Annotated in this window: 26 protein-coding genes; 3 read left to right on the forward strand and 23 right to left on the reverse strand. The window is 36.5% G+C overall.

Translation table 11 applies throughout. The features are described from left to right. Nucleotide 1 precedes the first annotated feature (1 nt). From lpdA to BCER98_RS14460, 5 genes are all read right to left on the reverse strand, one after another. Entirely contained in the window at nucleotides 2–1423 is a 1422-nt protein-coding gene (gene lpdA / locus BCER98_RS14440; RefSeq protein WP_012095317.1) for a dihydrolipoyl dehydrogenase, read from the reverse strand. 4 nt (nucleotides 1424–1427) lie between these two features. Beyond that, nucleotides 1428–2531, reverse strand: coding sequence for a butyrate kinase (buk, locus tag BCER98_RS14445; RefSeq protein WP_012095318.1), 1104 nt, complete (start codon nucleotides 2529–2531; stop codon nucleotides 1428–1430). A gap of 87 nt (nucleotides 2532–2618) precedes the next feature. Continuing rightward, a complete protein-coding gene (locus BCER98_RS14450; protein ID WP_012095319.1) occupies nucleotides 2619–3719 on the reverse strand; it encodes a leucine dehydrogenase in 1101 nt (366 codons plus the stop codon). Between the two features lie 35 nt (nucleotides 3720–3754). Continuing rightward, on the reverse strand, nucleotides 3755–4654 hold the full coding sequence (gene yqiS, locus BCER98_RS14455) for a phosphate butyryltransferase (protein ID WP_012095320.1): 900 nt from the start codon (nucleotides 4652–4654) through the stop codon (nucleotides 3755–3757). Between the two features lie 195 nt (nucleotides 4655–4849). Then, complete coding sequence (locus BCER98_RS14460; RefSeq protein ID WP_012095321.1) at nucleotides 4850–6922, reverse strand: sigma-54 interaction domain-containing protein; 2073 nt, start codon at nucleotides 6920–6922, stop codon at nucleotides 4850–4852. Nucleotides 6923–7059: 137 nt separating this feature from the next. On the opposite strand from BCER98_RS14460, the gene BCER98_RS14465 reads away from it, so the two are divergent. Continuing rightward, nucleotides 7060–7293, forward strand: coding sequence for a DUF2627 domain-containing protein (locus tag BCER98_RS14465; RefSeq protein ID WP_012095322.1), 234 nt, complete (start codon nucleotides 7060–7062; stop codon nucleotides 7291–7293). Nucleotides 7294–7389: 96 nt separating this feature from the next. Here BCER98_RS14465 and BCER98_RS14470 read toward each other — a convergent pair whose 3' ends face one another. Beyond that, nucleotides 7390–8118 (reverse strand): glycerophosphodiester phosphodiesterase, encoded by a 729-nt coding sequence (locus BCER98_RS14470; protein WP_012095323.1) that lies wholly within the window; start codon nucleotides 8116–8118, stop codon nucleotides 7390–7392. 49 nt (nucleotides 8119–8167) lie between these two features. Between BCER98_RS14470 and BCER98_RS21300 the strand changes: the two genes are divergently transcribed. After that, nucleotides 8168–8314, forward strand: coding sequence for a YycC family protein (locus BCER98_RS21300; protein ID WP_012095324.1), 147 nt, complete (start codon nucleotides 8168–8170; stop codon nucleotides 8312–8314). 429 nt (nucleotides 8315–8743) lie between these two features. Here the strand turns inward: BCER98_RS21300 and spo0A are convergent, their stop codons facing one another. The 14 genes from spo0A to accB all read right to left on the reverse strand — a co-directional run bounded on the left by spo0A (nucleotide 8744) and on the right by accB (nucleotide 23370). Beyond that, nucleotides 8744–9538, reverse strand: coding sequence for a sporulation transcription factor Spo0A (spo0A, locus tag BCER98_RS14475; protein WP_012095325.1), 795 nt, complete (start codon nucleotides 9536–9538; stop codon nucleotides 8744–8746). A gap of 285 nt (nucleotides 9539–9823) precedes the next feature. Then, nucleotides 9824–11122, reverse strand: coding sequence for a SpoIVB peptidase (gene spoIVB / locus BCER98_RS14480; protein WP_012095326.1), 1299 nt, complete (start codon nucleotides 11120–11122; stop codon nucleotides 9824–9826). Between the two features lie 119 nt (nucleotides 11123–11241). Further along, entirely contained in the window at nucleotides 11242–12981 is a 1740-nt protein-coding gene (gene recN, locus BCER98_RS14485; RefSeq protein WP_012095327.1) for a DNA repair protein RecN, read from the reverse strand. Nucleotides 12982–13228: 247 nt separating this feature from the next. Further along, on the reverse strand, nucleotides 13229–13678 hold the full coding sequence (gene argR / locus BCER98_RS14490; RefSeq protein WP_012095328.1) for an arginine repressor ArgR: 450 nt from the start codon (nucleotides 13676–13678) through the stop codon (nucleotides 13229–13231). A gap of 142 nt (nucleotides 13679–13820) precedes the next feature. After that, entirely contained in the window at nucleotides 13821–14660 is an 840-nt protein-coding gene (locus BCER98_RS14495; protein ID WP_012095329.1) for a TlyA family RNA methyltransferase, read from the reverse strand. Between the two features lie 3 nt (nucleotides 14661–14663). Next, on the reverse strand, nucleotides 14664–16556 hold the full coding sequence (gene dxs, locus BCER98_RS14500) for a 1-deoxy-D-xylulose-5-phosphate synthase (RefSeq protein ID WP_012095330.1): 1893 nt from the start codon (nucleotides 16554–16556) through the stop codon (nucleotides 14664–14666). A gap of 284 nt (nucleotides 16557–16840) precedes the next feature. Continuing rightward, a complete protein-coding gene (locus BCER98_RS14505; RefSeq protein WP_087095437.1) occupies nucleotides 16841–17692 on the reverse strand; it encodes a polyprenyl synthetase family protein in 852 nt (283 codons plus the stop codon). Nucleotides 17693–17733: 41 nt separating this feature from the next. Continuing rightward, complete coding sequence (gene xseB, locus BCER98_RS14510; RefSeq protein WP_012095332.1) at nucleotides 17734–17964, reverse strand: exodeoxyribonuclease VII small subunit; 231 nt, start codon at nucleotides 17962–17964, stop codon at nucleotides 17734–17736. After that, entirely contained in the window at nucleotides 17954–19309 is a 1356-nt protein-coding gene (gene xseA / locus BCER98_RS14515) for an exodeoxyribonuclease VII large subunit (RefSeq protein WP_012095333.1), read from the reverse strand. The genes xseB and xseA overlap by 11 nt, the downstream gene beginning before the upstream one ends. 26 nt (nucleotides 19310–19335) lie before the next feature. After that, nucleotides 19336–20196, reverse strand: a complete 861-nt coding sequence (gene folD, locus BCER98_RS14520; protein ID WP_012095334.1) for a bifunctional methylenetetrahydrofolate dehydrogenase/methenyltetrahydrofolate cyclohydrolase FolD — start codon at nucleotides 20194–20196, stop codon at nucleotides 19336–19338. A 23-nt stretch (nucleotides 20197–20219) separates the two neighbouring features. Next, nucleotides 20220–20612 carry a N utilization substance protein NusB gene (gene nusB / locus BCER98_RS14525; RefSeq protein ID WP_012095335.1) on the reverse strand — a complete coding sequence of 131 codons (393 nt, stop codon included), beginning with the start codon at nucleotides 20610–20612 and terminating at the stop codon, nucleotides 20220–20222. A gap of 347 nt (nucleotides 20613–20959) precedes the next feature. Then, nucleotides 20960–21352: an Asp23/Gls24 family envelope stress response protein gene (locus BCER98_RS14530; RefSeq protein ID WP_012095336.1), complete on the reverse strand. Its 393-nt coding sequence runs from the start codon at nucleotides 21350–21352 to the stop codon at nucleotides 20960–20962. Nucleotides 21353–21518: 166 nt separating this feature from the next. Beyond that, the gene (gene accC / locus BCER98_RS14535) at nucleotides 21519–22871 is read right to left on the reverse strand and encodes an acetyl-CoA carboxylase biotin carboxylase subunit (RefSeq protein WP_012095337.1); all 1353 of its coding nucleotides are present in this window, start codon (nucleotides 22869–22871) and stop codon (nucleotides 21519–21521) included. A 16-nt stretch (nucleotides 22872–22887) separates the two neighbouring features. Next, nucleotides 22888–23370 (reverse strand): acetyl-CoA carboxylase biotin carboxyl carrier protein, encoded by a 483-nt coding sequence (accB, locus tag BCER98_RS14540; RefSeq protein WP_012095338.1) that lies wholly within the window; start codon nucleotides 23368–23370, stop codon nucleotides 22888–22890. 475 nt (nucleotides 23371–23845) lie between these two features. Between accB and BCER98_RS14545 the strand changes: the two genes are divergently transcribed. Further along, nucleotides 23846–24034, forward strand: coding sequence for a hypothetical protein (locus BCER98_RS14545; protein WP_041810004.1), 189 nt, complete (start codon nucleotides 23846–23848; stop codon nucleotides 24032–24034). Between the two features lie 39 nt (nucleotides 24035–24073). Here BCER98_RS14545 and BCER98_RS14550 read toward each other — a convergent pair whose 3' ends face one another. The 3 genes from BCER98_RS14550 to spoIIIAF are packed head-to-tail and all read right to left on the reverse strand — an operon-like array spanning nucleotide 24074 to nucleotide 26003. Further along, on the reverse strand, nucleotides 24074–24703 hold the full coding sequence (locus BCER98_RS14550) for a SpoIIIAH-like family protein (RefSeq protein WP_012095339.1): 630 nt from the start codon (nucleotides 24701–24703) through the stop codon (nucleotides 24074–24076). Between the two features lie 12 nt (nucleotides 24704–24715). Beyond that, nucleotides 24716–25381 (reverse strand): stage III sporulation protein AG, encoded by a 666-nt coding sequence (gene spoIIIAG / locus BCER98_RS14555; protein ID WP_012095340.1) that lies wholly within the window; start codon nucleotides 25379–25381, stop codon nucleotides 24716–24718. Further along, the gene (spoIIIAF, locus tag BCER98_RS14560) at nucleotides 25365–26003 is read right to left on the reverse strand and encodes a stage III sporulation protein AF (RefSeq protein WP_012095341.1); all 639 of its coding nucleotides are present in this window, start codon (nucleotides 26001–26003) and stop codon (nucleotides 25365–25367) included. Before spoIIIAF ends, spoIIIAG begins: the two co-directional genes overlap by 17 nt. Between the last annotated feature and the right edge of the window lie 3 nt (nucleotides 26004–26006).

Raw genomic sequence — 26006 nt, forward strand, 5'->3', positions numbered from 1 at the left:
TTTATGCGTGTAACGCTTTTCCATCTACAGCTAGTGCTGCTTCACCAATCGCTTCTGATAATGATGGATGCGGATGAATTGTATGTGCCACTTCCCAAGGTGTTGCATCCAACACTCTTGCAAGGCCAGCTTCAGAAATCATATCTGTTACATGTGGACCAATCATATGGACACCAAGAATATCATTGGTTTCTTCATCAACCACAAGTTTCACAAACCCATCTGACTCTCCATATACAAGTGCCTTTCCGATTGCACGGAATGAGAACTTACCTACCTTTAGCTTATAGCCTTTTTCTTTTGCCTCTTGTTCTGTTAAACCAACAGATGCAACTTCCGGATTGCTATAAACACATTTTGATACCATAGAGTAATCAATTGGCATAACATCTTTTCCAGCAATATGCTCTACGGCAACGATCCCTTCATGTGAAGCCACATGTGCAAGTTGTAATCCTCCGATTACATCACCAATTGCATAAATGTGAGATTCTTTCGTTTGATAAAATTCATTTGTTTGAATGTATCCTTTTTCCACAACGATATCTGTATTTTCCAATCCGATATTTTGTGTATTGGCTTGTCTTCCCACAGATACAAGCATTTTTTCTGCTTGAAATTCTTTCTTTTCACCATTATGTTCTGCCTGTATAGTTACTCCATTATCTTTTCCTAATGTTTCTGGTAATACTTTTGCACCCGTCACCACCTTAATTCCTTTTTTCTTTAAGAGACGTTGCATTTCTTTTGACACATCTTGATCCTCAAGTGGAAGAACATGTTTTGCATATTCTAATATCGTCACTTCTACGCCAAAATCAGCAAGCATAGATGCCCATTCGATTCCAATTACGCCACCGCCAACAATAATAATAGACTTAGGAAGAGTTTCCATTTTCAAGGCGTGATCCGAGGACATAACGTATTCTCCGTCTAATTCTAATCCAGGTAACGAGTTTGGACGGGAACCAGTTGCAATAATTACATTTTTCGGAATTAACATTTCATTCTCTTCACCATTTGTAAATTCAACCGAAATTGTTCCTGGCATCGGTGAGAAAATTGATGGACCTAGTATACGACCAATCCCTTCAAATACATCAATTTTCCCTTGCTTCATTAAGTGCTGAACCCCTTTATGAAGTTGCGCTACAATTTTTCCCTTACGCTCTTGTACTTTCGCAAAATTTAACTCTACATTACTTGTCACAACACCAAACTCTTCTCCCTTTTTAGCGGTTGCATATACTTCCGCACTACGGAGTAAAGCTTTGCTTGGAATACACCCTTTATGCAAGCACGTGCCACCAAGATTATCCTTTTCAACAAGAGCTGTTTTTAGTCCTAACTGCGATGCACGAATAGCAGCAACATATCCACCTGTTCCGCCACCAACGATGACTAAATCATATTCTTTTGCCATTCTCTCAACCCCTAGCTACCGTTTCTTTTTCTCGTACAACATACTCTTTTGGAGCTTCTTCTTCCCGTAATACACGAAGGGCTCCTTCCGCTAATGCTTGTAACTCATCTTCTCCAGGATGCACAATGACATCTGCAATCCAATTCACTCGTTCTTTTATTTCATTTATTAGAATTTTGCTATACGCAAGTCCACCAGTTAATACAATCGCATCGATTTTCCCATGAAGAACTGCGCTTGCTCCTCCAATTTCTTTCGCAACTTGATAAGCCATTGCTTTGTAAATAAGAGTTGCTTCAGGATCACCTTTTTCAACCATATTTTCTACTTTAATCGCATCATTTGTACCAATAAGACTTACTAAGCCGCCTTGTCCAACAATCTTTTTCATCATTTCGTCACGGTAATAATTTCCAGAAAAACACATTTCTATCAATTGACCTACAGGCACTGTCCCAGCACGCTCTGGACTAAATGGCCCTTCTCCATTTAGACCATTATTTACATCAATGACTTTGCCATTTTTATGAGCACCAACTGTAATTCCGCCACCCATATGTGCAATAATCAAATTTAAATCTTCATATTTATGCCCAATTTCTGCTGCAACTTTACGTGCTACTGCTTTTTGATTTAATGCATGAAAAATACTTTTTCGTTCCATACCAGCAATTCCACTAATCCGAGCGATTGGCTCCATTTCATCTACGACAACTGGGTCAACAATGAATGCAGGAATATTTAATCCTGAAGCAATTTCATAGGCTAAAATCCCACCAAGATTAGAAGCATGATGCCCGCTATATCCATTTTTTAAATCTTCTAACATTGCTTCGTTCACTGTATATGTACCACCTTCAATAGGACGAAGCAATCCTCCACGACCGCAAACAGCGCTTAATTTCGAAATATTGATGCCATGAGAATGAAGAATTTCTAGAATTGTTTCTTTTCGAAATTCATATTGATCAATAATTCGCTTATATTTCTTAATTTCTCCTGTATCATGGCGAATCGTTTCTTCTAAAACAGGTCTCTCATTATCAAAAACACCTATTTTTGTAGATGTACTACCAGGATTAATAACAAGGATTCGATTTACCGACAATGTTGCTACCCCCACCTATAAATTCAAAAGACAGTGGAAACCTCATGAGAGGTAACCACAGCTTCTGTAGAAGTTGTATATGAAAGATTAGCGACGGCTAATAATATCGTGACCGTTGCGTAAATATGTGCTACGAGTATTTTTTAAGCTTGCAATACGCTCTTCAGCTAGACGATCTGCTGCCACGTAAGTTGGAACAGAATCACGCTTTGAAATTTCAATCACTTTTTCGATTGTGTCATAAATAGACTCTACACGTTTTAATGCACGTTCTCTATTGTATCCATATAATTCATCAGCTACGTTAATTACGCCGCCTGCATTAATAACATAATCTGGTGCGTATACAATTCCCATTTCATGAATGATATCACCATGACGGTCTTCTTTTAATTGGTTATTTGCAGAACCTGCGATTACCTTTGCTTTAAATTGTGGGATTGTTTCATCATTAATTGTTGCACCTAGCGCACATGGTGCATAAATATCACATTCAACACCATAAATTTCGTTTGGTTCTACTGCTGTTGCTCCAAATTCTTCTACTGCGCGTTGTACCGCTTCTTTATTAATATCTGTAACAATTAATTGTGCTGATTCAGCATGTAAATGTTTGCAAAGGTGATACGCCACATTTCCAACACCTTGAACAGCAATCACTTTACCTTCTAAGCTATCTGTTCCAAAAGCTTCTTTCGCAGCTGCCTTCATACCACGGTATACCCCATATGCAGTTACCGGTGATGGATTTCCAGAAGAACCGAATGAAGGTGAAATACCTGTTACAAAATCTGTTTCTTCATGGATAATATCCATATCATCTACTGTTGTACCAACATCTTCTGCTGTAATATAGCGTCCGTTTAACCCTTGAATGTAACGTCCAAGCGCTCGGAACATCGCTTCGCTTTTATCTTTTCTTGGGTCGCCGATAATAACTGTTTTTGCACCACCAAGATTTAAACCAGCTGCTGCATTTTTATATGTCATCCCTTTTGCAAGACGCAGTGCATCTTCAATCGCCGCTTCTTCAGAATCATATGTCCACATTCTTGTTCCACCAAGAGCTGGTCCAAGTGTTGTATCATGAATTGCAATAATTGCTTTTAATCCAGATTCTTTATCTTGACAAAATACTACTTGCTCATAATCGTATTTTTCTAAGTATTCGAATATTTCTAATGCCATTGTCATTTCCCCCTAATTGTTTTCCCCTTATTGGTTTATTTAGAAGCAGTGGCAATTGCCAAAGCTAACGAATATACTTTTGTTTCTGCTGAATCAGCACGCGATGTTAATATAATCGGTGCTTTTGCGCCCGCAATCATTGCTCCTACATTTGCCTTTGCAAAATAAACGAGTGATTTATATAGCACATTTCCAGCTTCAATTGTTGGGACGAGTAAAATATCTGCCTTACCTGCTACATCACTTGCTATACCTTTATGTTCTGCTGCAATTTGAGATACCGCATTATCTAAAGCGAGCGGTCCATCCACAATACAATCTTTAATTTGTCCACGGCGATTCATTTGCGTTAACATCGCTGCATCAATTGTCGCTTGCATTGCTGGATTAATCACTTCCACAGCTGCAATTGGAGCTACTTTCGGCAAATCATTCCCTATTGCCCGGGCAACTTCCACCGTATTTTGTATAATAGCTGCTTTTTGTGTTACATCAGGTGCAATATTCATCGCTGCATCCGTAACAAAAATAAAGCGATCATAATTCGGAACCTCAAAAACTGCAACATGTGAAAGAACGCCGCCTTTTCGAAGCCCCCACTCTTTATTGAGTACTGCCTTCAATATATTTGCTGTAGGAATGTTTCCTTTCATAAGTACATCTGCTTCACCATTTCTTACAGCTTTAACAGACAGTTCTGCAGCTTCAGCACTAGAAAGTGTTGCAATCACCGCAATGTCTTCAGATGATTGTAAACGATACTCTTGTAGCATACTCATAATCTTTTCTTGATTTCCATATAGACGAAATTGAGCTAACTGTAATTGAATTGCTTTTGCTACTGCTTCAATTACTTCATGATCTTCCGCTACTGCTACAGCCACTGTTTTCTTTGGCTGTTCTGCTACTCGATCAATTAAGTGTTTTAACTTCATATTTTGTAATCAACCCTTTCCGTCGTCCCTCATCTATGTATAAAGCAAATACCATGCCAACTTTCTAAAGTGGTCTTACCAATAATGAAAACGCATACAAAACATAGTAGAATCAACAATCTAAAAAATAACAGAATATTCTGTCCTAATTTGTCGTTTTTTATACACCATGCAATAAATTGCATAGTGTGCAATTTATTGCATGCTATTTTTTGCAGACTCGTATTTTTCTAACTTATAATACAAGTTTCGTACCGAAATACCTAAAGCTTTTGCCGTTTTTGTCTTATTGCCATTAAATTTATCTAAATATTCCCGGATAATATTCCCCTCAAACTCTGTAACTAAATGTTCAAGAGACTTTTCTTCTAATTCTGGTAATAAACGATTCGCCTTTAATTCAACTTGTTCATCTTTATGCAAAGAAGGTAAATGATGTACATCAATATAAACTTCATTGTAACTCATAAAAATAATCGCTCGTCCCAAAATATTTTCCAGCTCCCGCACATTTCCAGGCCAATCATATGATTGTAAATACTCAATTGCTGCTTTTGTTACTCCCTCTACATTACGCCCATAATCTTGATTAATCTTTTGAATTAATCTTTCTGCGATAAAAGGAATATCCTCTTTCCGTTGGCGAAGAGACGGAATTTGAATTGGAATTTTATTTAAACGATAATATAAATCTTCTCGAAATTCTCCTTCTAAAATCGCTTTTTCTAAATTTACATGAGTTGCAGCAATCACTCTTACATTAATTGGAATCGCCTTTGTTCCTCCAACTTTTACAATTTCTTTTTCTTGTAGCACTCGAAGTAATTTCGCTTGTGTACTAGCAGATAATTCTCCAATCTCATCTAAAAATATACTTCCATTGTTCGCTTCTTCAAAGAGTCCTCGTTTCCCACCCCTTTTTGCACCAGAAAACGCCCCTTCTTCATAGCCAAACAATTCGCTTTCTAACAGATTGTCTGAAATTGCAGCGCAGTTTACACGAACAAATTTATTGTATTTTCGATTACTACCATTATGAATCGCATGCGCAAATAATTCTTTCCCTGTTCCTGATTCTCCTCGAAGCAATACTGTCGCTGGCGTATTCGCCCCAAGTTTCGCTTGCTCTATCGCCGCCATTATTTCATCCGAAACTCCAACAATATCATCAAAAGAATATTTTGCTTCGAGTGTTCGAATAATTTGTCTCGCTCGATGTAAATCATTTGTTAATTTTTGTATTTCTGAGACGTCACGAATCACCCCTACACTACCTTTTAATATTCCATCAACAATAACCGGGGCAACATTTACAATTACATCTCGCTTTTTTTGTCCAATTTTCATATGAATTCCCCGCACAGCCCTACGCGTACGAAGTACCTTCATATGCATACTCTCTCCCTCTACAATGTCAGTCGTTGCAGGTTTTCCAATTATATCTTCTTCTGACAGACCTGTTAATTTTGTATAGGCAGGATTTATAACAATCCCTCTCCCTTTCTCATCTACAACAGAAATTGCTTCTTCAGATGAATAAATAATTGCTTCTAGTAATGTTTGTATTTCTTTTAAATCCGTAACTTCCTCGGCCAAGTTTACAACTTCAGTAATATCTTTAAAAACGGCAAATGCTCCTTGAACTTCTCCATCCTCTTTCAAAATCGGAATGCGCGTCGTAATAATCTTTTTTCCGTTATCCAATGTAAGTTCCTGATTTACTTCGATTTGCTTTGTCCGTAAAATTCGAAGTAATTTACTTGTTGGAATTACTTCTAAAATATATTTTCCAGTAGCTTCACTTGTTGTATAACCTGTCATTCGCGCTGCACTTTTATTAAATAATTTTATAATCCCTTCTTTATTAACAACGATCATACCATCATGTGTAGAATTTAAAATCAAATCTTTCTGCTGCGTTTGAGCTTTTAATTTTTCAATTAAATCTTCTTTCTCATGAGCGAGTTTCGTAACGATCTTAGCAATATTTCCCGGTATTAGTAATGTATGTTCATGCTTTTTTTCTAAAAGAACTTTATGTAGATGCTCATCCCCCGTCATATCAAAAATGACGTCCACATGTTTTTTTAAAAAAGACTCTATATGATCTCCAGTTGGAATTGATTGCTCTTTTGCAAGTTGCAATCCCTTCGCATTTGGATTTATATCAATAACCCCAATCATTTCAAATATATTTGAACGTCTCAACAAACTTAATATTGTACTTCCACCTTCACCTGCTCCGATAATGAGAACTTTTTGTTTCATACATTACACTTCCTTTCGAAGTACCTCTGCAAGCTTTTTCACACCTTTATCTTACTCGCTCTTCTTTCTCTTGACAAACACCCATTGTATATTTCATCATTTAGTATATACAAAATTATCTGAAAAGGAGATTTTCTATGCAACGTTACTTTGCCCTTCTCCTAGCACTTATTCCGATTTCATTAGCCATGTTAGGGATTAAATTAATGAGAGATACTGTATTCGGCATTCTACTTTCTCCCTTCCCTGTATTATGGCTACAATTTCTAATTGGCACATGTTGTTTCGCTGTCGGTTTTTATCTTTTTGGTGGTTTTATTTTGCACCGTGATCGAAAACGAAACAAAGTACAGCCTCGCTTCAGAAGATAAGGAAACCCTCCCCATGAGTCGAATTTTCACAAAACCTTCCATTAAGATATGAATAGAATAATAAGATAAAAATTAAGACCCTTCTCACGAAAGGTCTCATTTTTTATCTTGCAACAGTGCTCTAGCTGTTTCCGGATAATCTGTAATAATCGCCGAAATATTCATGTCAAAATATTTACGAATCACTGTCTCATCATTAATTGTATACGGACGAACCTCTACTCCACTCTCCATTGTTAATTCCGCAATTGCATCTTGAAGATAGCGATAATTTGGGTGAATTGCAGTTGCTCCCATCTTTTGCGCATATGCCCAAGGACTATGTAATCCTTCTCGATATAAAATCGCCGTTTGAATATCTGGTGCCATCATATGACAATGTTTCATGCTGTAATGATTAAATGATGACAAAATAACCCGTTCCTCCAAACTATACTTTCTCACAAGTGTAATGACTTCTTCTTCCAATCCTCTATAAGGAACTTTGTTATTTTTAAGTTCAATATTCAGGAGCAATGAATTGGATTTTAACCAATCCAACACTTCCTCTAATAAAGGGATATGACAAAAACCTACTTTTTCATTAAATTTATAACTTGCATTTAACTTTCTTAAATCTTCATACAAGTAATTTCTTACTGCTCCTTTTCCATTCGTTGTCCGATTAACCGTTTCATCATGAATAACAACAACTTTTCCATCTTTCGTGAGTTGAACGTCTAATTCAACCCCATTTGCCCCAAAAGATTCAGCAGCTTCAAATGAAATCATTGTGTTCTCTGGGTACGTACCCGCTGCACCGCGATGTGCAAATATAAGAGTCATCTTTACTCCCCCAATCTATGCTATACTATACGAAAAAGGAGGTACTTCTATGAGACCATTACAAATTTCTCCAGATACTGCAATTCGTCTATCAAAAGCGTTAGGTGTTCCACTTGAACAACTTATGCATATGCCGCAGCATATTTTAATTCAAAAACTAGTTGAATTAGAAAAACAAAATAACGATGAAGAATAATATAGTCCTGTATTTGCAGGACTTTTTACTATCCTTCTCTCTCTTCCTTCCTAATACCTTTCATAATTCTATCACGAGAACTGAGATGAAAATACTTCTATCTATACTATCAGGCTAAACAACAATCATTTAAAAAAGGAGCGTTAAAATAAAAATAATGAAGATAATCCAGCACCTCAAAGCTCTGATGTAGATGGTGGTGGCGACATTGGGTGACGAAAACTGCAGTGATACACCTGCATACTAAGACCATGGTGCGGCAGTGTGTAATGAACAAAAAAAGGACAACAAAAAAACACCGCCTCTCAATAGTTTTCATAACCACTAAAAGAACAGTGTTCATCAGCAAACGACCGAGTTATTGATCGGTCCGAAAAAACATGTATCGCTCAACGCTCTCTAATAATATTAGAGTCGTTACTAATAATTTCAACTCGCCTTATGTTCAAGCCTTAATTTATCCGCAACCATTGCAATAAATTCGGAATTCGTCGGTTTTGCTTTTGACATGGATACGGTATAACCGAATAAAGATGAGATAGAATCAATATTCCCACGGCTCCATGCTACTTCAATCGCATGTCGAATTGCACGTTCCACACGACTTGCAGTTGTATTATATTTCTTAGCGATATCTGGATATAATACTTTCGTAATAGATCCTAACAACTCAATGTCGTTGTACACCATAGAAATTGCTTCGCGTAAATACATATATCCTTTAATATGAGCTGGGACACCAATTTCGTGAATAATGCTCGTAATACTCGCATCTAAATTTTTCGGTTTTCCATCTGCTGTTGTTACCGATCGGAAAGATGGTAGTGGGCGTTTTATCGCAGCATTTGTTTTACCACTTACTTGACGAATATGACTCGTTAAATTCTCCATATCAAATGGTTTTAATATGAAATAAGAAGCTCCTAGATCAACTGCTTTCTTTGTCACATCTTCTTGCCCAAATGCTGTTAACATAATAACATTCGGTTGTTTTAGTCGTTCAATATGTCGCATTTTCTCCAGTACTGCTAGGCCATCTAAATGTGGCATAATAATGTCTAAAACGAGTACATCTGGTTGTTTTTCTTTTAATAAATTTAAACATTCTTGACCATTATAAGCCGTTCCGATTACTTCCATATCATCTTGGGCAGCAACATAACTTTCTAGCATTGATACCAATTCTTTATTATCATCCACAAGACATACTTTGATTTTCTCCACAGCTTTTCCTCCCTCACCGAATCAAATTTTCCGACATGTGTAAGCTTCTAGGCTACATGAATTGTTCGACAATTGTGTGAAATTTCCCTTTTAAAGTTTCTAAATTCCGATAAAATCACAAAAAAATATATTTATCGTTCATTTCTTTTTTTTCGCATCACATTCCATCATAGAATTACAACGAAATATCCATTCTTTTCTTTTATTTTACAACAAAAAACAGCTCTTGCGGAGCTTTTCCAAAATTTCAACGAATTTCTCAATAAAAAAGCAAGCTGATACACATCAGCTTGCTTTTTTATTTTGTTCATAAATATTGATTCCCGCTTCATGTAACATCCATTCAATGTGCACACCATATCCGGAAGTTGGGTCATTTACAAATACATGTGTAACTGCACCAATCACTTTTCCATTTTGAACAATTGGGCTTCCGCTCATTCCTTGTACAATACCACCTGTTTTTTCTAATAAACGCTTATCAGTAACCTTTATAACCATTCCTTTTGTAGCTGGAAATTTTTGCGGCACTGCACTTACTATGTCAACATCAAATGATTCTACTTTATCGTTATCAATTACTGTTAATATTTTTGCTGGTCCTTCTTTTACTTGATGAGATAATGCGATTGGCATCGCCTTATCCATTATCCCGTTTTTCACATTTGTATTTAGCTTTCCAAAAATTCCAAATGGACTATTTGTTGTAATATTCCCAATTACTTCATGATCTGGTGAGAATTTCGCTAACTTTTCTCCGGGATTTCCATGGCTTCCTCTTTCAATCGAAGTGACTGTCGAACGCATAATTTGCCCATCTTCCACTTGAATCGGTTTTTTTGTATCATTGTCAGAAATAACATGACCAAGCGCTCCATATTTCATGGAATTTGGGTCGATAAATGTCATCGTTCCAATACCAGCTGCCGAATCACGAATATATAGACCAATGCGATAAGATGATTCCCCACTATCTTTTTGTGGCGTTAGCTTTGTGCGAATATGCTTCCCATCCCTCAATAACACAAGATGAAGCGGTTCACCTGTTTCACCACTACTATGAATAAATGGTGCTACATCGCTCATTCTTTCGATTGTTTTTCCATTAATTGCAGTAATCATATCACCAACTTGTACACCTGCTAGTTCACCTGGCGATACTTTCCCTTTTTCCGTTTGAATTAAATGATGTCCAACAACAAGGACACCTTTCGTATTCAGCTTCACACCGATAGATTGTCCACCTGGAATAACTTTAAAATCTTTTAACACTTTTACGTTTACTTTCTTCACAGGGAAACCAGCCAATTGAAACACCATATCCGCCTCACCATTTTGATGTGAATTCACCATAATCCCCGGCGCTTTTTGTTTAGAACTTACGGTAAACACGTTATGATTGGTAGATGAAGCTTGAAAAACAGGCAGTGATTCTATTTCTGATTGTTCCCCTTCAAAAATAACAAGTTGTTTTGGAAATGAAATAAATGTACGTAATGGTTTAAAACAGACAATAAAAACTAACGAAACAAGGAGACAAATCCCTATTATTTTCCGGAAGTGTTCTAATCTCAATTTATTCACTCTCCTCGCTCCTACCCCACATTCAGCCTCTTCGGCCTCATCTTTTAATCTCTCCTTGCAACGCCCTGTTTATAACCGGAAGAATTAAGAAATCATTATTTGAACAAAAAAGCTATCCATTATTGGATAGCTTCTGCTGCTTGCTTAAAATGATTTGCTTGCGTAAGTAACTCTTTCGCATGTTCCGTAGTTAAATCCGTAATTTCTACACCAGAAATCATACGAGCAATTTCTGTCACTTTATCTTCTGGACTTAGTATTGTGACAGATGTCATTGTCCGATCATTCGCCACTTGCTTTCGGATAAATAAATGTGAATCCGCCATTGAAGCTACTTGAGGTAAATGAGTAATGCAAAGTACTTGTGAATTTACTGATACCCTGTAAATTTTTTCAGCAATCGCTTGTGCAACTCGGCCGCTCACACCTGTATCCACTTCATCAAAAATGACAGATGTGACACCATGATGTTTCGAAAAAATACTCTTTAAAGCTAAAATAATACGAGATAACTCTCCTCCAGAAGCAACTTTTGAAAGTTGTTTCAACGGTTCACCTGGATTTGTGGAAATATAGAACTCCACTTGGTCATATCCATCCACTGTTAATTTGACAGGTATTCCTTCAACGAGTGGATCTTCTATATTTCCTTCTTTTTTTGTTATTCTCACTTCAAATTTTGTTTTTTCCATATATAGTTCTTTCAATTCTTGGTGAATAGCACTTGTTAAGCGCTCTGCAAGTTCATAACGCATATCACTTAACATTGTCGCTTCTTTTAAGATTACACTTTCCAATTCTTTTAACTCTTTTTTAGCCTTTTCAATATGCACATCTTTATTTTCAATCGTAAATATTTCTTGCTCTATTTTATCTGCATACGCTAAAATCTCTTCTACAGTATTGCCATACTTTCTCTTTAGCATACGAATTTCATTTAAACGAGTTTCAATTTCATCTAAACGATTTGGATCATATTCCATCATATCTAATTTTTCTCTTAGCTGATAGGCTACTTCTTCCAGCAAATAATAGCTATTCGCTATTGAATCATGATTTTCTTGATACGATTCATCTAAATGTGCAATACTCTCCATTTGCCCCATTGCATTTCGCACATGATCAAGGCCTTGTCCATCTGCAGTTAATGAACGATAAGCATCACCTAACGCTTTATAAATCTTCTCAAAATTAGAGATTTTCAAGCGCTCCTCTGTTAATTCCTCTTCTTCATCTACCTTTAAATCCGCTTTACGAATTTCTTCATATTGGAATTGAATTAAATCCAATCGGTGAGCCATCTGTTGTTCATTTTCTGTTAAAGCTTTTAATTGTTTCTTCAATTGTTCATACTTTACATATACTTCTTGATATTTTTCTAATTGTTTTACAATTCGATTTCCATCGAAATGATCCAGCATAAAGAGATGCCGTTCTTCATTCATTAAATCTTGTGTCTCATGTTGTCCGTGAATATCAACAAGTGTTTTCCCAATTTCTTTCAATATGCTTAATGTAACAAGTTTACCATTTATGCGACATACACTTTTTCCATTCGCAGCTATGTCGCGTTTTAAAATCATCATGCCATCTTCAATTTCAATATCCAGCTCTTCTGCCTTCGCAATGCACGGGTGCTTATCGTCCTCTATATAAAACAATCCTTCAATTTCTGCTTTCTCTGTTCCATATCGAACAAATTCTGCTGACCCACGACCACCAACAAGCAAGCTAATTGCATCAATAATAATTGATTTTCCAGCTCCTGTTTCACCACTTAATACAGTTAAGCCTTTTTGAAAAGAAATATTTAATGACTCAATAATAGCAAAGTTTCTAATCGATAATTCCGATAACAATGCTTCATTCACCTCGTTATAAACTAATGCCCCATTAAGAGCTTTCATTACGTATTATTTAAATCGTTATCTTCTATATATCACATGTATCATGTATTCTTCTAACATGCTTCATTGTACCAAACATTTGTTTTATGGGTCAATCCGCCTCTTTATGTATACCATTATAAAAACCTTATTTTTCACAATAAAAAATATCTTGTTTACTTTCTCATTTTAGTAAGAAAGTAAACAAGATTCTTTTTTGTTACAGCATATTTAAGAAACGATCCGATACATTACCAGTATCTTCAGGCGTACGACAAATAATTAAGCAAGTGTCATCACCACAAATGGTTCCGATAATCTCGTCCCACTCTAAATGATCAATAAGCGCTCCTAGCGCGTGAGCATTACCAGGTAATGTTTTTAACACAAGCATATGCCCTGCTGTGTCTAATTTCACAAACGAATCAACGAGATTCCGTTTTAATTTTTGTAACGGATTGAAGCGTTGATCTGCTGGTAAGCTATATTTATAGCGACCATCATGTAATGGCACTTTTACTAAGTGCAGTTCTTTAATATCACGTGATACAGTTGCTTGCGTTACATTAAAGCCTTCGTTCCGTAAAATGTCAACTAGTTCATCTTGTGTTTCAATTTCTTTGTTCGCGATAATTTCTCTAATTTTAATATGGCGCTGACCCTTATTCATACATTTGCACCTCACACTATCTCTTACCATAGTTTAAACGTTGATATACTTCACTTATTTATGTTAACGTATAATCGTTTTATTGTACACAATTGTTTTTACAATCATTATACAATTCCAACAAAAAGAGGAACAACATACGTTATTCCTCTTTTCCCTTTTGTTTTAATACTTCATGCGCTTCTGTAACAACTTGCTCGATGGAAATTGGAGAATGGTTTTCACCAGTCTCACGCTCACCATACCATTTTAAATGGATTAAAAATTCAATATTTCCATCTCCACCTGTAATAGGTGAGAATGTCAAGTCTTGTACATCGTATCCTTCTTGTAACGCAAAGTCGACAATCATTTCGACAACAGCTTCATGTACTTTTTTGTCACGAACGATACCTTTTTTTCCAACTTGTTCTCGCCCAGCTTCAAATTGCGGTTTAATTAATGCAACTACATCACCATTTGGCGTAAGCATTGTTTTTAACACCGGCAAAATAAGCTTTAATGATATGAACGAAACGTCGATGCTTGCAAACTGCGGTAATCCACGCTCTAAGTCAGCTGGTGTAACATAACGGAAGTTCGTTCGCTCCATCACAACAACACGTTCATCTTGGCGAAGTTTCCAAGCTAATTGATTGTATCCTACATCCAGAGCGTAAGATAACTTTACTCCATTTTGTAGTGCACAATCTGTAAAGCCACCAGTTGATGAACCAATATCAATCATAATTTTATCTTGCAAATCAAGTTGAAATACTTGTAATGCCTTTTCTAATTTATAACCACCGCGGCTTACATAAGGCATAACTTGTCCCTTTATTGTAATTGGTGTATCCTCAGGAATTTTTTCCCCCGGCTTATCGAGCCTCATCTCATTCGCATATACAAGCCCAGCCATAATGGCGCGCTTTGCTTTTTCACGTGTTTCAATCAACCCGCGTTCTACTACTAATACATCTACTCTTTCTTTTTTTACACTCATTTGTTACGCCCTTTTTTGTTTTGATGGAATCATTGTATGGATGCGATCTACAACCGCATCTGTTGTTAACCCAATTTCTTCTAATAATTTCGTCACACTACCGTGCTCGATAAAATAATCTGGAATTCCCATTCGTTCAATCAATGCACTATGATATCCATGTTCAGCAGCAAACTCCATAACTCCTGAACCAAACCCGCCGATTAAACAAGCTTCTTCAATTGTTAAAATCGGTATATTCTTTCCTAAAAGATCATGTAAGTATGCTTCATCCATTGGCTTAATAAAACGAGCATTTACCACCTTTACAGAAACACCAGCTTTTCCAAGACGCTCGGCTGCTTCCATAGCCATTGGAATTGTTGTCCCAAATGTTACAATAGCTGCTTGCGTACCTTCTCTTAATGTTTCCCATGTGCCAATTGGAATTACCTTGAATTCATCATCCATTGGAACACCAAGTCCATTTCCACGCGGATATCGAAGTGCAATCGGTCCATCTTCATATTGCATTGCTGTATATACTAAATGTTGTCCTTCATTCTCATCTTTCGGCATCATAAGGACGATATTGGGTAAGTGGCGTAAAAACGCAATATCAAATACTCCTTGATGCGTTTCTCCATCTGCACCAACTAATCCAGAACGATCAATACCGATGAAAACATTTAAGTTTTGACGACATATATCATGAACAACTTGATCATATGCTCTTTGTAAAAACGTCGAATAGATTGCTAAGAATGGTTTCATTCCTTGTGTTGCCATTCCAGCTGCCATCGTTGTTGCATGTTGCTCGGCAATTCCTACATCAATCATACGATTTGGAAATTCTTGATGAAACTTCTCAAGTTTAGATCCAACAGGCATCGCCGGCGTAATCGCTACGATACGCTCATCCACTCTTGCCAGTTTACGAACCGTTTCACTAACAACAGCGCTCCATGCTGGAGCAACTTCCTTCGGTTTCACAAAGTCTCCCGATTCAATCTTATATGGGCCAGTGCCATGCCAAGTACCGATTACATCGCTTTCAGCAGGTTTATATCCTTTCCCTTTCTTTGTAATCACATGAACAAGTACTGGACCTTTTGTTTTCTTCGCATATTGCAGTGTTTCAAATAGTTTTTCATAATCATGTCCATCAACTGGACCTAAATATGTAAAACCTAATTCCTCAAAAAAAACACCAGATACTAATAAATATTTCAAGCTATCTTTAATCTTTTCAGCCGTCGCTGCAACTTTCCCACCAACTGCTGGAATCTTTTTAAGAATATACTCCAGTTCATCTTTTACCCATTGATATTTACCAGCTGTACGCAAACGACCAAGTACATTATGAAGTGCTCCAACATTCGGTGCGATTGACATTTCATTATCGTTAAGTATCACAATCATATCTGTCTTTTCATGTCCGATATGATTCAGCGCTTCTAGAGCCATTCCTCCAGTTAAAGCACCATCTCCGATAATCGGTATAACATATTCATCTGTTTTCTTTAAATCACGCGCTAAAGCCATTCCCATCGCAGCAGATAATGATGTTGAACTATGACCAGTTTCCCACACATCATGTTCACTTTCACATCGTTTTGGAAAACCACACAATCCTTTATACTGCCTTAATGTACGAAACTCTTTTGCACGCCCTGTTAAAATTTTATGAACATAAGATTGATGTCCGACATCCCATAAAAATTTATCTTTCGGACTATCAAATAATGTATGCAGCGCAATTGTGAGTTCTACTACACCTAAGTTAGGAGCAATATGTCCACCTGTTTGAGAGAGCTCTTCAATTAAAAACTTACGAATATCCTCACTCAATTCCTCTAGTTCGCTGATAGACATATCTTTCAAAAAACTAGGGTTTTGAATTTGCGTTAGATCCACATGGATCACTCACTTTCATTTCATAATCTGTCAACATGTCAAATATTATAAAAAAACTTTACACAATACAAGAAGTTCTTAGCTTTTCCTACTACATTTTATCTTATCTCTACTTACTTTGATACGCCCACTTCTTTGTATGATGAAAAAAAGAGCCGCTCACACAACGTGACAACGGCAATGTAATCTAAATATATTTTTGCCAATAAAAAGAAAAGAAAAACCTTTTTCTACATTTATACCACAAAATGATAAATGACTCAACAAATGAAAACGCTGTTATACTAGTTGTTACGCTTTGCGATAAGATCACAAACAGAGAGCAAGTATGTATCTTGTAATTGCAGGGACATAATTGCATCCTTTGCTTTGGCAATCGTTTCTTCTAATATACTTTTTGCTTCGTCTATCGCAAATAATGTCGTATATGTACTCTTTTCATTAGAAGCATCGCTGCCAATTGGCTTTCCAATTTCTTCTTCCGTTCCTTCCACATCTAAAATATCATCTCTAATTTGAAAGGCAAGGCCAACATATTTTGCAAAGGCAAGTAGCTTTTCCTCTTCTTCTTTTGTTGCACCAGCAAGTATAGCACCAGCAAGTACAGCAAACTCTAATAATCTTCCTGTTTTATGCTTATGAATATACTCTAATTCATTCAGTGTAAGGTGCTTCCCTTCCGCTTCCATATCCGCTACTTGTCCAGCTACCATTCCTTCTGGCCCCGCGGCTTTGGCAAGCTCAAGTGCCAGCCTTAACTTTATTTCACTAGAAATCCCTTCATAATTATACGCTGAAACTACTTGAAACGCATAGGTGAGCAAACCATCGCCGGCTAAAACAGCCATCGCCTCTCCAAATACTTTATGATTGGTTGGCTTCCCGCGTCTTAAGTCATCATCATCCATACATGGCAAATCATCATGAATTAAAGAGTATGTATGAATCATTTCAAGTGCACAAGCTGCACCTATCCCAAGTTCTCGTTCTTTCCCAAACGCATGTAAAGTTGCAAATAAAAGTAACGGGCGGAGACGTTTTCCACCCGCTTCTAATGAATATGTCATCGCATCGCGAAGCACGTTTGGACATTGCAATTCATTCGCGTAACGCGCAAGTTCTTTTTCTATAAACATTTTGCTTTCTATTACAAAAGCATCGAAATCTCCATATGCCACTATGCTTCATCTCCTAAAGCTGTAAATGGCTCAAGCTGTCCATCTTCTCCAAGGATTACTGCCATTTGTTCTTGTACATCTTTCAATTTCTCATCACACAACTTAGACAATTCCATCCCTTCTTTAAAGTATGAAATTGCTTCTTCTAAAGGAACATCGCCTTGTTCAAGCTTGGAAACGAGATGCTCAAGCTGTGAAATCGCCTCTTCAAAGCTCAATTTATTTTCCATTTGATTCACGCTCCTTTACGCTCGATACATTACAATCTAATATACCATCTTGTAATTGCACGGAAACTACATCTCCAGCACTAACATCTTTTACACTTTTCAATACTTGATTCTTCTCGCTATATACAAGTCCATATCCTCTCATCATAACTTTAAGCGGACTTAATGCTTCTAGTTGCTTTGCTATTCTCACAAATGCAAATTCTTTCGTTTGTAACACCGTTTGCATTTCTCGTCGTAATTGTTTTTGCAACGTTTCAATCGCTATCTTTGTTTGTGAAATTCTTTGAGCAGGATGGTGCTTCTCCAAGTAAAATGAGAGCTGCTTTAACTGATTCACTTTTTTCTCCATATAGCGCTCTTTTGCTAAAACAAGTTGCTCAAGAGCTCGATCTAACTGCTCTTCTTTTTGTTCATATATTTGTCTTGGATAACGAAATGCATATGACTTTTGCAACGTTTGTAATCGCTCTTGCCTTTTATGTACTATTTCTCGCATCGCTCTTTGTAAACGAAGTGTTCTTTGCAATACTTTCTCTTGCATTTCAAGAATATTAGGCACAGCTAATTCAGCAGCTGCTGTCGGCGTCGGTGCACGTAAATCTGCAACAAAATCAGCGATTGTAAAATCAGTTTCATGTCCAACAGCAGAGATAATGGGAATCTTACTTGCAAAAATTGCTCGCGCGACTATTTCTTCATTAAAAGCCCATAGCTCCTCAATAGAACCGCCCCCGCGACCAACAATTAATACATCTATATCATTCATCTCATTTGCTGTTTGAATAGCTTGTACAATAGAGGGAGCAGCAAACTCCCCTTGTACAAGTACTGGAAAAACAATCACATTCCCAATTGGATAGCGACGTTTAATCGTCGTTATAATATCACGAATAGCCGCCCCCGTTGGTGATGTAATCACACCTATTGTTTTTGCATATGCAGGAATGGGTTGCTTATAAACGCGAGAAAATAATCCTTCTTCCTCTAGTCGAACCTTTAATTGTTCATAAGCTAAGTGAAGATTCCCCACACCATCAGGTTGCATATCATGAACATAAATTTGATAAGAACCACTTGCTTCATAGACAGAGATTTTCCCTTTTACAAGCACTTTCATTCCATCTTCTGGTCTGAATTTTATATTACGATTATGCCCCGCAAACATAACCGCTGCAATCCTTGCATTTTCATCTTTCAATGTAAAATACATATGGCCACGGCTATGATATTTAAAGTTTGAAATTTCTCCTTTTAACCAAACAGACTGCAAATGCGGATCATACTCTATTTTTGTTTTGATATAACGTGTTAATGCTGTAACGGTTAAATATTGCTTTTCCATTTCTCTCTCCTCATAGCCGCTTCAAATTATTTACAGATAAAACCTGCACGTTTAGCAGATTCAACTGTATTATGAAGAAGCATTGTAATTGTCATCGGACCAACACCTTTTGGCACCGGTGTAATGTAGCCTGCAATATCTAGTACATTTTCAAAGTCAACATCGCCGCATAGTTTTCCTGTCTCTAAGCGATTCACACCAACATCAATGACAACTGCTCCTTCTTTTATATAATCGGCCGTTACCATCTTTGGTCTTCCTACAGCTACAACTAAAATATCAGCTAACTTTGACAATTCTTTTATATTTTTCGTTTTAGAATGACAATACGTAACAGTCGCATTTTCATTTAAAAATAGTTGTCCTACTGGTTTTCCAACGATGTTACTTCTTCCAATGACAACAACATGTTTTCCAGAAATATCAATATTCGTTTCTTTTACTAATTCTAAAATGCCATGTGGCGTACAGGGAAGGAATGTATCTTGTCCTGTCATCATACGCCCAATATTAATGGGATGGAATCCATCTACATCCTTCTTAGGTGAAATTCTTTCAATGATAGCTTTCTCTTCAATATGTTTCGGTAAAGGTAATTGTACTAATATTCCATTGATACGATCATCCTCATTTAAACGATCGATTTCAGCAAGTAAACGCTCTTCAGTAATCGTATCTGGAAATTCGATAAGCTCTGAATAAATCCCCACTTGTTCACAGCCTTTTTGTTTTCCCTTTATATAAGAACGAGAGGCAGGGTCTTCTCCAACTAAAATAACTGCTAATCCTGGTACAATTCCTTGCTCTTTTAACTTCACAACTTCTTCTTTTAATTGTGCTCGTTTTTTCTCCGCAACTTCATTTCCTTTGATAATTACTGCTACCATTTTAAGATTCCCCCTTAAAGAAATTACAGTGTATCTTTTATATTAGATAAAACGCCGTTAATAAAACGACGAGATTCCTCATCCCCGAATGTTTTCGCAATTTCAATTGCTTCATTGATTGTTACATTATGCGGAATTTCTTCCATGTATTTCATTTCATAAACAGCTAAGCGCAAAATACTGCGATCAACGATACTAATACGTTCTAATTTCCATTTTTTTAAATTTTGACGAATTAACTCATCAATTGTTTCTTTATGCTCTACAAAGCCACCAACAAGTGAATCTAAAAATTCATTTGTTTCTTCTCCTTCATCTAGCGTATTCTCTACCGCTACTTTCGGATTTAATTCTCCGGTAATATCCATTTGGTATAATGCTTGCATGGCTCTTTCTCTAGCCGTCCTACGTTTCATTGTAACTCTCCTTTATACTTCAAGTCTTTCTTTATGATTTGTTATATTATTATAATTTATAAGTTCTCAATTTACTTACTTTTGTAGTTTTCATTGATTTTTCAACCTTATAATACAATGATAATAACACAATTTATCGTTTCATACACGGGTTACACAGCTGAAAAATAATAAAAAAATTAACTTCAAGTTCCACATCTTATCATAATGTACGTTTTTTAAGAAAAACATAGCCGTTCTCTTTCAGATTTCATATTTTTAAAAATAATATAATAATTAGAGGAGTTGCTTGGTGAAGAAATGAAACGACAAAAAAGGTGCCTAGTTCATGAGGCACCTTTTCATTCTTACACTGGCTCGATTTCTGTTTGTTGTGTTTCGAATGTTACGCCAACGATGTGAACGTTCACTTCTTTTGGCTCAAGACCAGTCATTGTAAAGAGCGCTTGACGAATGTTGTCTTGAATCTTTTGTGCGACAACTGGAATAGCAACGCCGAAATACATAATAACATAAACATCCACAATGATATCTTCGTTTACTAATTCAACCTTTACACCTTTACCATGATTTTTTTTCCCTAATTTTTCTACAACATCTGTCGCAAAATTCCCGCGCATTGCTGCCACGCCATCTACCTCAGCAGCTGCGATACCCGCAATCACTTCAATTACTTCTGGTGCAATCTCTACTTTTCCAAGACTTGTATCTTGACCCATATCTAACATATGTTCAGCCATAAAAAAACCTCCTTTAAATATATCCCGCATCAACAGGTAGTAAAACCCTCTTCAAAGTTCTTAGAACGAAAGAAAATCATATAGAAGGTTCCCTACCTATAAATGCCCAATTCGTGAAATCTACATGAGTGGAGCAGAACGTTCCACCAATAATCGTTTCACTTTATCACTGCGTCACAAGTTCATGTTCTTCCAAAAACTTTGTATTAAATTCACCTTTTACAAAATCCGGATGATTTAGCAATTGTAAATGGAACGGGATTGTTGTATGTACGCCTTCAATGACAAACTCACTAAGCGCTCGCTTCATCTTTGCAATTGCTTCTTCGCGAGTTTTTCCGTGAACGATTAGCTTTGCAATCATCGAATCATAGTAAGGTGGAATTGAATAACCTGGATAAACAGCTGAATCGACGCGAATACCAAGCCCACCTGGCGGTAAATACATTTCAACTTTACCTGGGGATGGCATAAATTTTTTGGCAGGGTTTTCCGCATTAATCCGACATTCAATTGCCCAGCCATTAAATTGTACTTCTTCTTGCTGTAACGATAGCTTTTCTCCAGAAGCAACACGGATTTGTTCTTTAATTAAATCCATTCCTGTCACCATTTCAGTCACAGGATGTTCCACTTGAATTCGTGTGTTCATTTCCATAAAATAAAAGCTTTTCGTTTTATATTCATAAATAAACTCAACCGTACCAGCACCTGTATAATCAACTGCTACTGCCGCTTTCACTGCCGCTTCACCCATTTTTTGACGAATTTCAGCATCCAAAGCAGGTGAAGGGCTTTCTTCTAACAATTTTTGCAAACGGCGCTGAATTGTACAATCACGTTCTCCTAAATGAATGGCATTGCCATGTGCATCTGCCATTATTTGAATCTCAACATGGCGGAAATCTTCAACGTACTTTTCTAAGTATACACCAGGGTTTCCAAAAGCGGTACTAGCTTCTTGCTGTGTAATTTGAATTCCCTTTACAAGCTCCTCTTCATGGCGAGCAACACGAATTCCTTTTCCTCCACCACCAGCTGTCGCTTTAATAATAACAGGATATCCAATTTCATTTGCAAGTTCGATCGCTTCTTCTATGTTTTTAATAATACCTTGTGAACCCGGTACAATCGGAACCCCTGCTTCTTTCATTGTATCACGAGCAACGTCTTTTGTACCCATCTTTGAAATCGCTTCTGGGCTCGGCCCAATAAAGATTAAATTACACTCACGGCATAGTTCAGCAAAATCAGCATTTTCAGCTAAAAATCCATAGCCCGGATGAATTGCATCACATCCCGTTAACTTAGCAACACTAATAATATTTGTCAAATTCAAATAACTTTCTTTTGACATCGTTGGTCCAACACAATATGCCTCATCAGCTATCTGTACATGAAGTGATTCTTTATCTGCTTCTGAATAAATAGCAACTGTTTCAATATCCATCTCTTTACATGCACGAATAATGCGCACTGCAATTTCCCCACGATTGGCTATCAATACTTTTTTTATCATTACAAAGACTCCCTTATTACGCTTTTACAAGAAATAGCGGTTGTCCATATTCAACAAGTTGTCCGTTATTAACAAGAATTTCAACAATTTCGCCCTCTACATCTGCCTCAATCTCATTAAATAACTTCATCGCTTCTACAATACATACAACAGAATCTTTTGATACGCGATCTCCAACCATTACATATGGAGGTGCATCAGGTGAAGAAGAAGCATAAAATGTCCCTACCATAGGCGATGTAATTTTATGTAGATTCTCATCTTTAACAACTTCCTTCTCTTCCTGCTTCGGAACTTTTACCTGCGCTGCTGCCGCTGTTGTTTCTACTTGTACAGCTGGAGCCGCTGCTTGCATAACTGCTGGTGCTTGCCCTACCACTACTTCGTGACCGCGTTTTTTCATTTTAATTGTTGTACCATCTTTTTTGTATTCAAATTCATCAATATTAGAGCTATCAATTAATTTAATTAATTCACGAACTTCCTGAATTTTAAACATATAAAACCCACTCCCATACTCTTGTTTGTCTCGTTTTTACAGTCGTCCTATGAGAAATAAGCGATTCGCTGTAAAAATACGATGCATTCTACTGGAAACATTCTCTTTCAAAATGTACCAATAGAAAGATTGACTAGTTCCATCTTACGATAAATATTTTCAACATTCCAACTTATATTTCTTTATTATAAGTCGAAACTCCTGTAAAAATATAATTTCAATTAATATTTTATCACCTAGTAATAATACCAAGTTTCACATGAAATTGGCAAGACCACTTCAAAAAAAAAGGCTGTTTTCTTATCTATAAAAGAATGAAATGACATAATGTTTCCCATATGAATCGTATTTATAAATGTACGAAAATATATTTTACTAAATATTATTTTTTCGTTTACAAACCGTTTAGTCTTCCTCCATATAAAAATAGTATGTTCAAAGGGAACGAAAATATTGTGTAGCGAGGTGCCGAAATATGATTTGGCTCATTCTATTTCTACCGGCTGTAACCGTTTGGGTCATTGTTACTTTTGTTCATATCAAATCTGTGGAAAGCAACCATCATTACCACGAACCTATTATTTTCCACTCTCAACGTATCCCTCCGTTTCGGATTGAAGAAGACCATACGAATGAAATGGAAAAAAGCTATCGAAAACGATAGCTTTTTTCCATTTCTCTCTGCCTTACCATCCACCTTTGATTACTTAACAGGATCAAACTTTACACCTACATCCTTCGCTCCAGCTTCACTTCGTACAAGTTGAATAATTTTATTTGCTTCTTTTTTCGAATGCTTTGCCGCTTTCACTGTTACTTTAATATCAGTTCCATCTGCTCTTACAAGGGCATCTTTATAACCCCCTTGCGATTTAATAACTGTTTCCAATAAGCTTTCCTTTGTCTCCATTGTAGTAATTGCATCAAAACTATCTTTCGCTTTGCTCTTTTCCTCTGCAGAAGATTTCGATGAATTAATTACATTTTGTAATTTTTCTTTCTCAGCACTACGCTGGTCTTCCATTTGCATACGAAGAGCTGTAAAATTCTCATCATTCGATTCAACAGTTACATTTCCTTCCTGTTTACTCGTTTCTTTATTACCATTATCTTTTTTCTCTGTTTCTTTACCCGCAGTTTCTTTTTTCTCTGTTTCTTGATTTGTCGTTTCTTTCGTTCCTTCTTTTTCAGCGTTTTGCTTTTCTTGTCCAATTTTTTCACTTGCTGTTGGTGTTACATTATTCATTTTCTCTGGTGTTGTTACATAATAAACAGATAAAACAACAACTAGACTTAACATCGTCAATAACCAAACTGTTTGTTTTTTCAACATTTCACTTCCCCCTTAACCTTTTTTTGGTAACACAGCAACGCGGTGTGCTGGAACATCTAACATGCGCGTTACTGCTTCTTTTACCATTGATTTAATTTGTATATTATCCACTCCCTTTGCCACGACAAGAACACCGCGTACTTTCGGCTTTTCTGTGCGCAAAACAATAGGAGTTTCTTTATCCCCTTCACGGATAATCACTGTTTTCTCGTCTGTTGACTCGTCCTCCACCTCTCTTTTCCCTCCCGTTTTATCTGTTTCTCCGGTTGTTTGGGATCGTTTTACAATATTTTTTTCGAGTATTTTTTGTTCAGAGGAGTCAAGATTCACTTCAATTGATACTTCTTTTACACCTGTAATATCTTCTAACGAAGACTTTAATTCTTGTTCGTATGCTTTTTCATATTTTTCTACCACAGACATACTATCGTTATTCTTTTGTCCAAAAGTAGGTACATCTTTCTCTGTCTTTTGACTTGTCTGTTCTTTAAAAACTGGCACTTCTTCTTTCTTCGGTTGAAAGAAATTACTAGAGAACATAAGCAAGATTCCAAGTATAAGTAGGACAAGCAAAAATTTTGGTGTTACCTTTTTTCCCTTCTCCCTATCTTCTTTCTCCTCTCCCTTAAATAAGTTGCGAAAAAATGAGAACTTTGTCCCCTTATCGTTTTTGTCCATTTCCTCTACCTGTCCCTCCTTCCATTTGAACTTGGATTTGTTTATCCTCTAGCTGCCATTTGCTTGAAAAGAACTCCTTCATTTCTACATTCATTTCTTCCGTTGTTTGCTTCGGTTCTTTCGTATTGATTTCAATTGGTTTTACAGTTTCAATTGCATCATTTTTCTTCGGTTCTCTTTCTTTCAATGTTACAATAACAGACTCAATATCTTTTGCCGTTCTTACTTCTTCCTTTGTTTCTAGCGCAACTACCTCTATATTAGATACTGTCATACCATACTTTTTCTCAAACTCTTTACCGATTTCTTTTTTCATTTTGACAGCCATCTCTTCTAAACTATATGCACGTGTAAGGGCTTGTATTTCTTTTTTCTTTGCATCAATAGAATTTTTTATAGAATGATCTGTTGCATATTTTTCTGAATTAAAATTAGCAATTACCTCATTTACATCTGTTTGTAATAGCTTGAATAACGGAGTCAACATCAACACGACTAATAGTAGACTTACAACAAATTTTACATATTTCTGTAAATTAGAATTAGGAAGTAACAAATGAAGCATCGTCGCTAAAAGCAAGAATACAATAATGTTTCGAATCCATTCCGTAACAAATTGCATATT

The organism is Bacillus cytotoxicus NVH 391-98, assembly GCF_000017425.1.
Taxonomy (GTDB): domain Bacteria; phylum Bacillota; class Bacilli; order Bacillales; family Bacillaceae_G; genus Bacillus_A; species Bacillus_A cytotoxicus.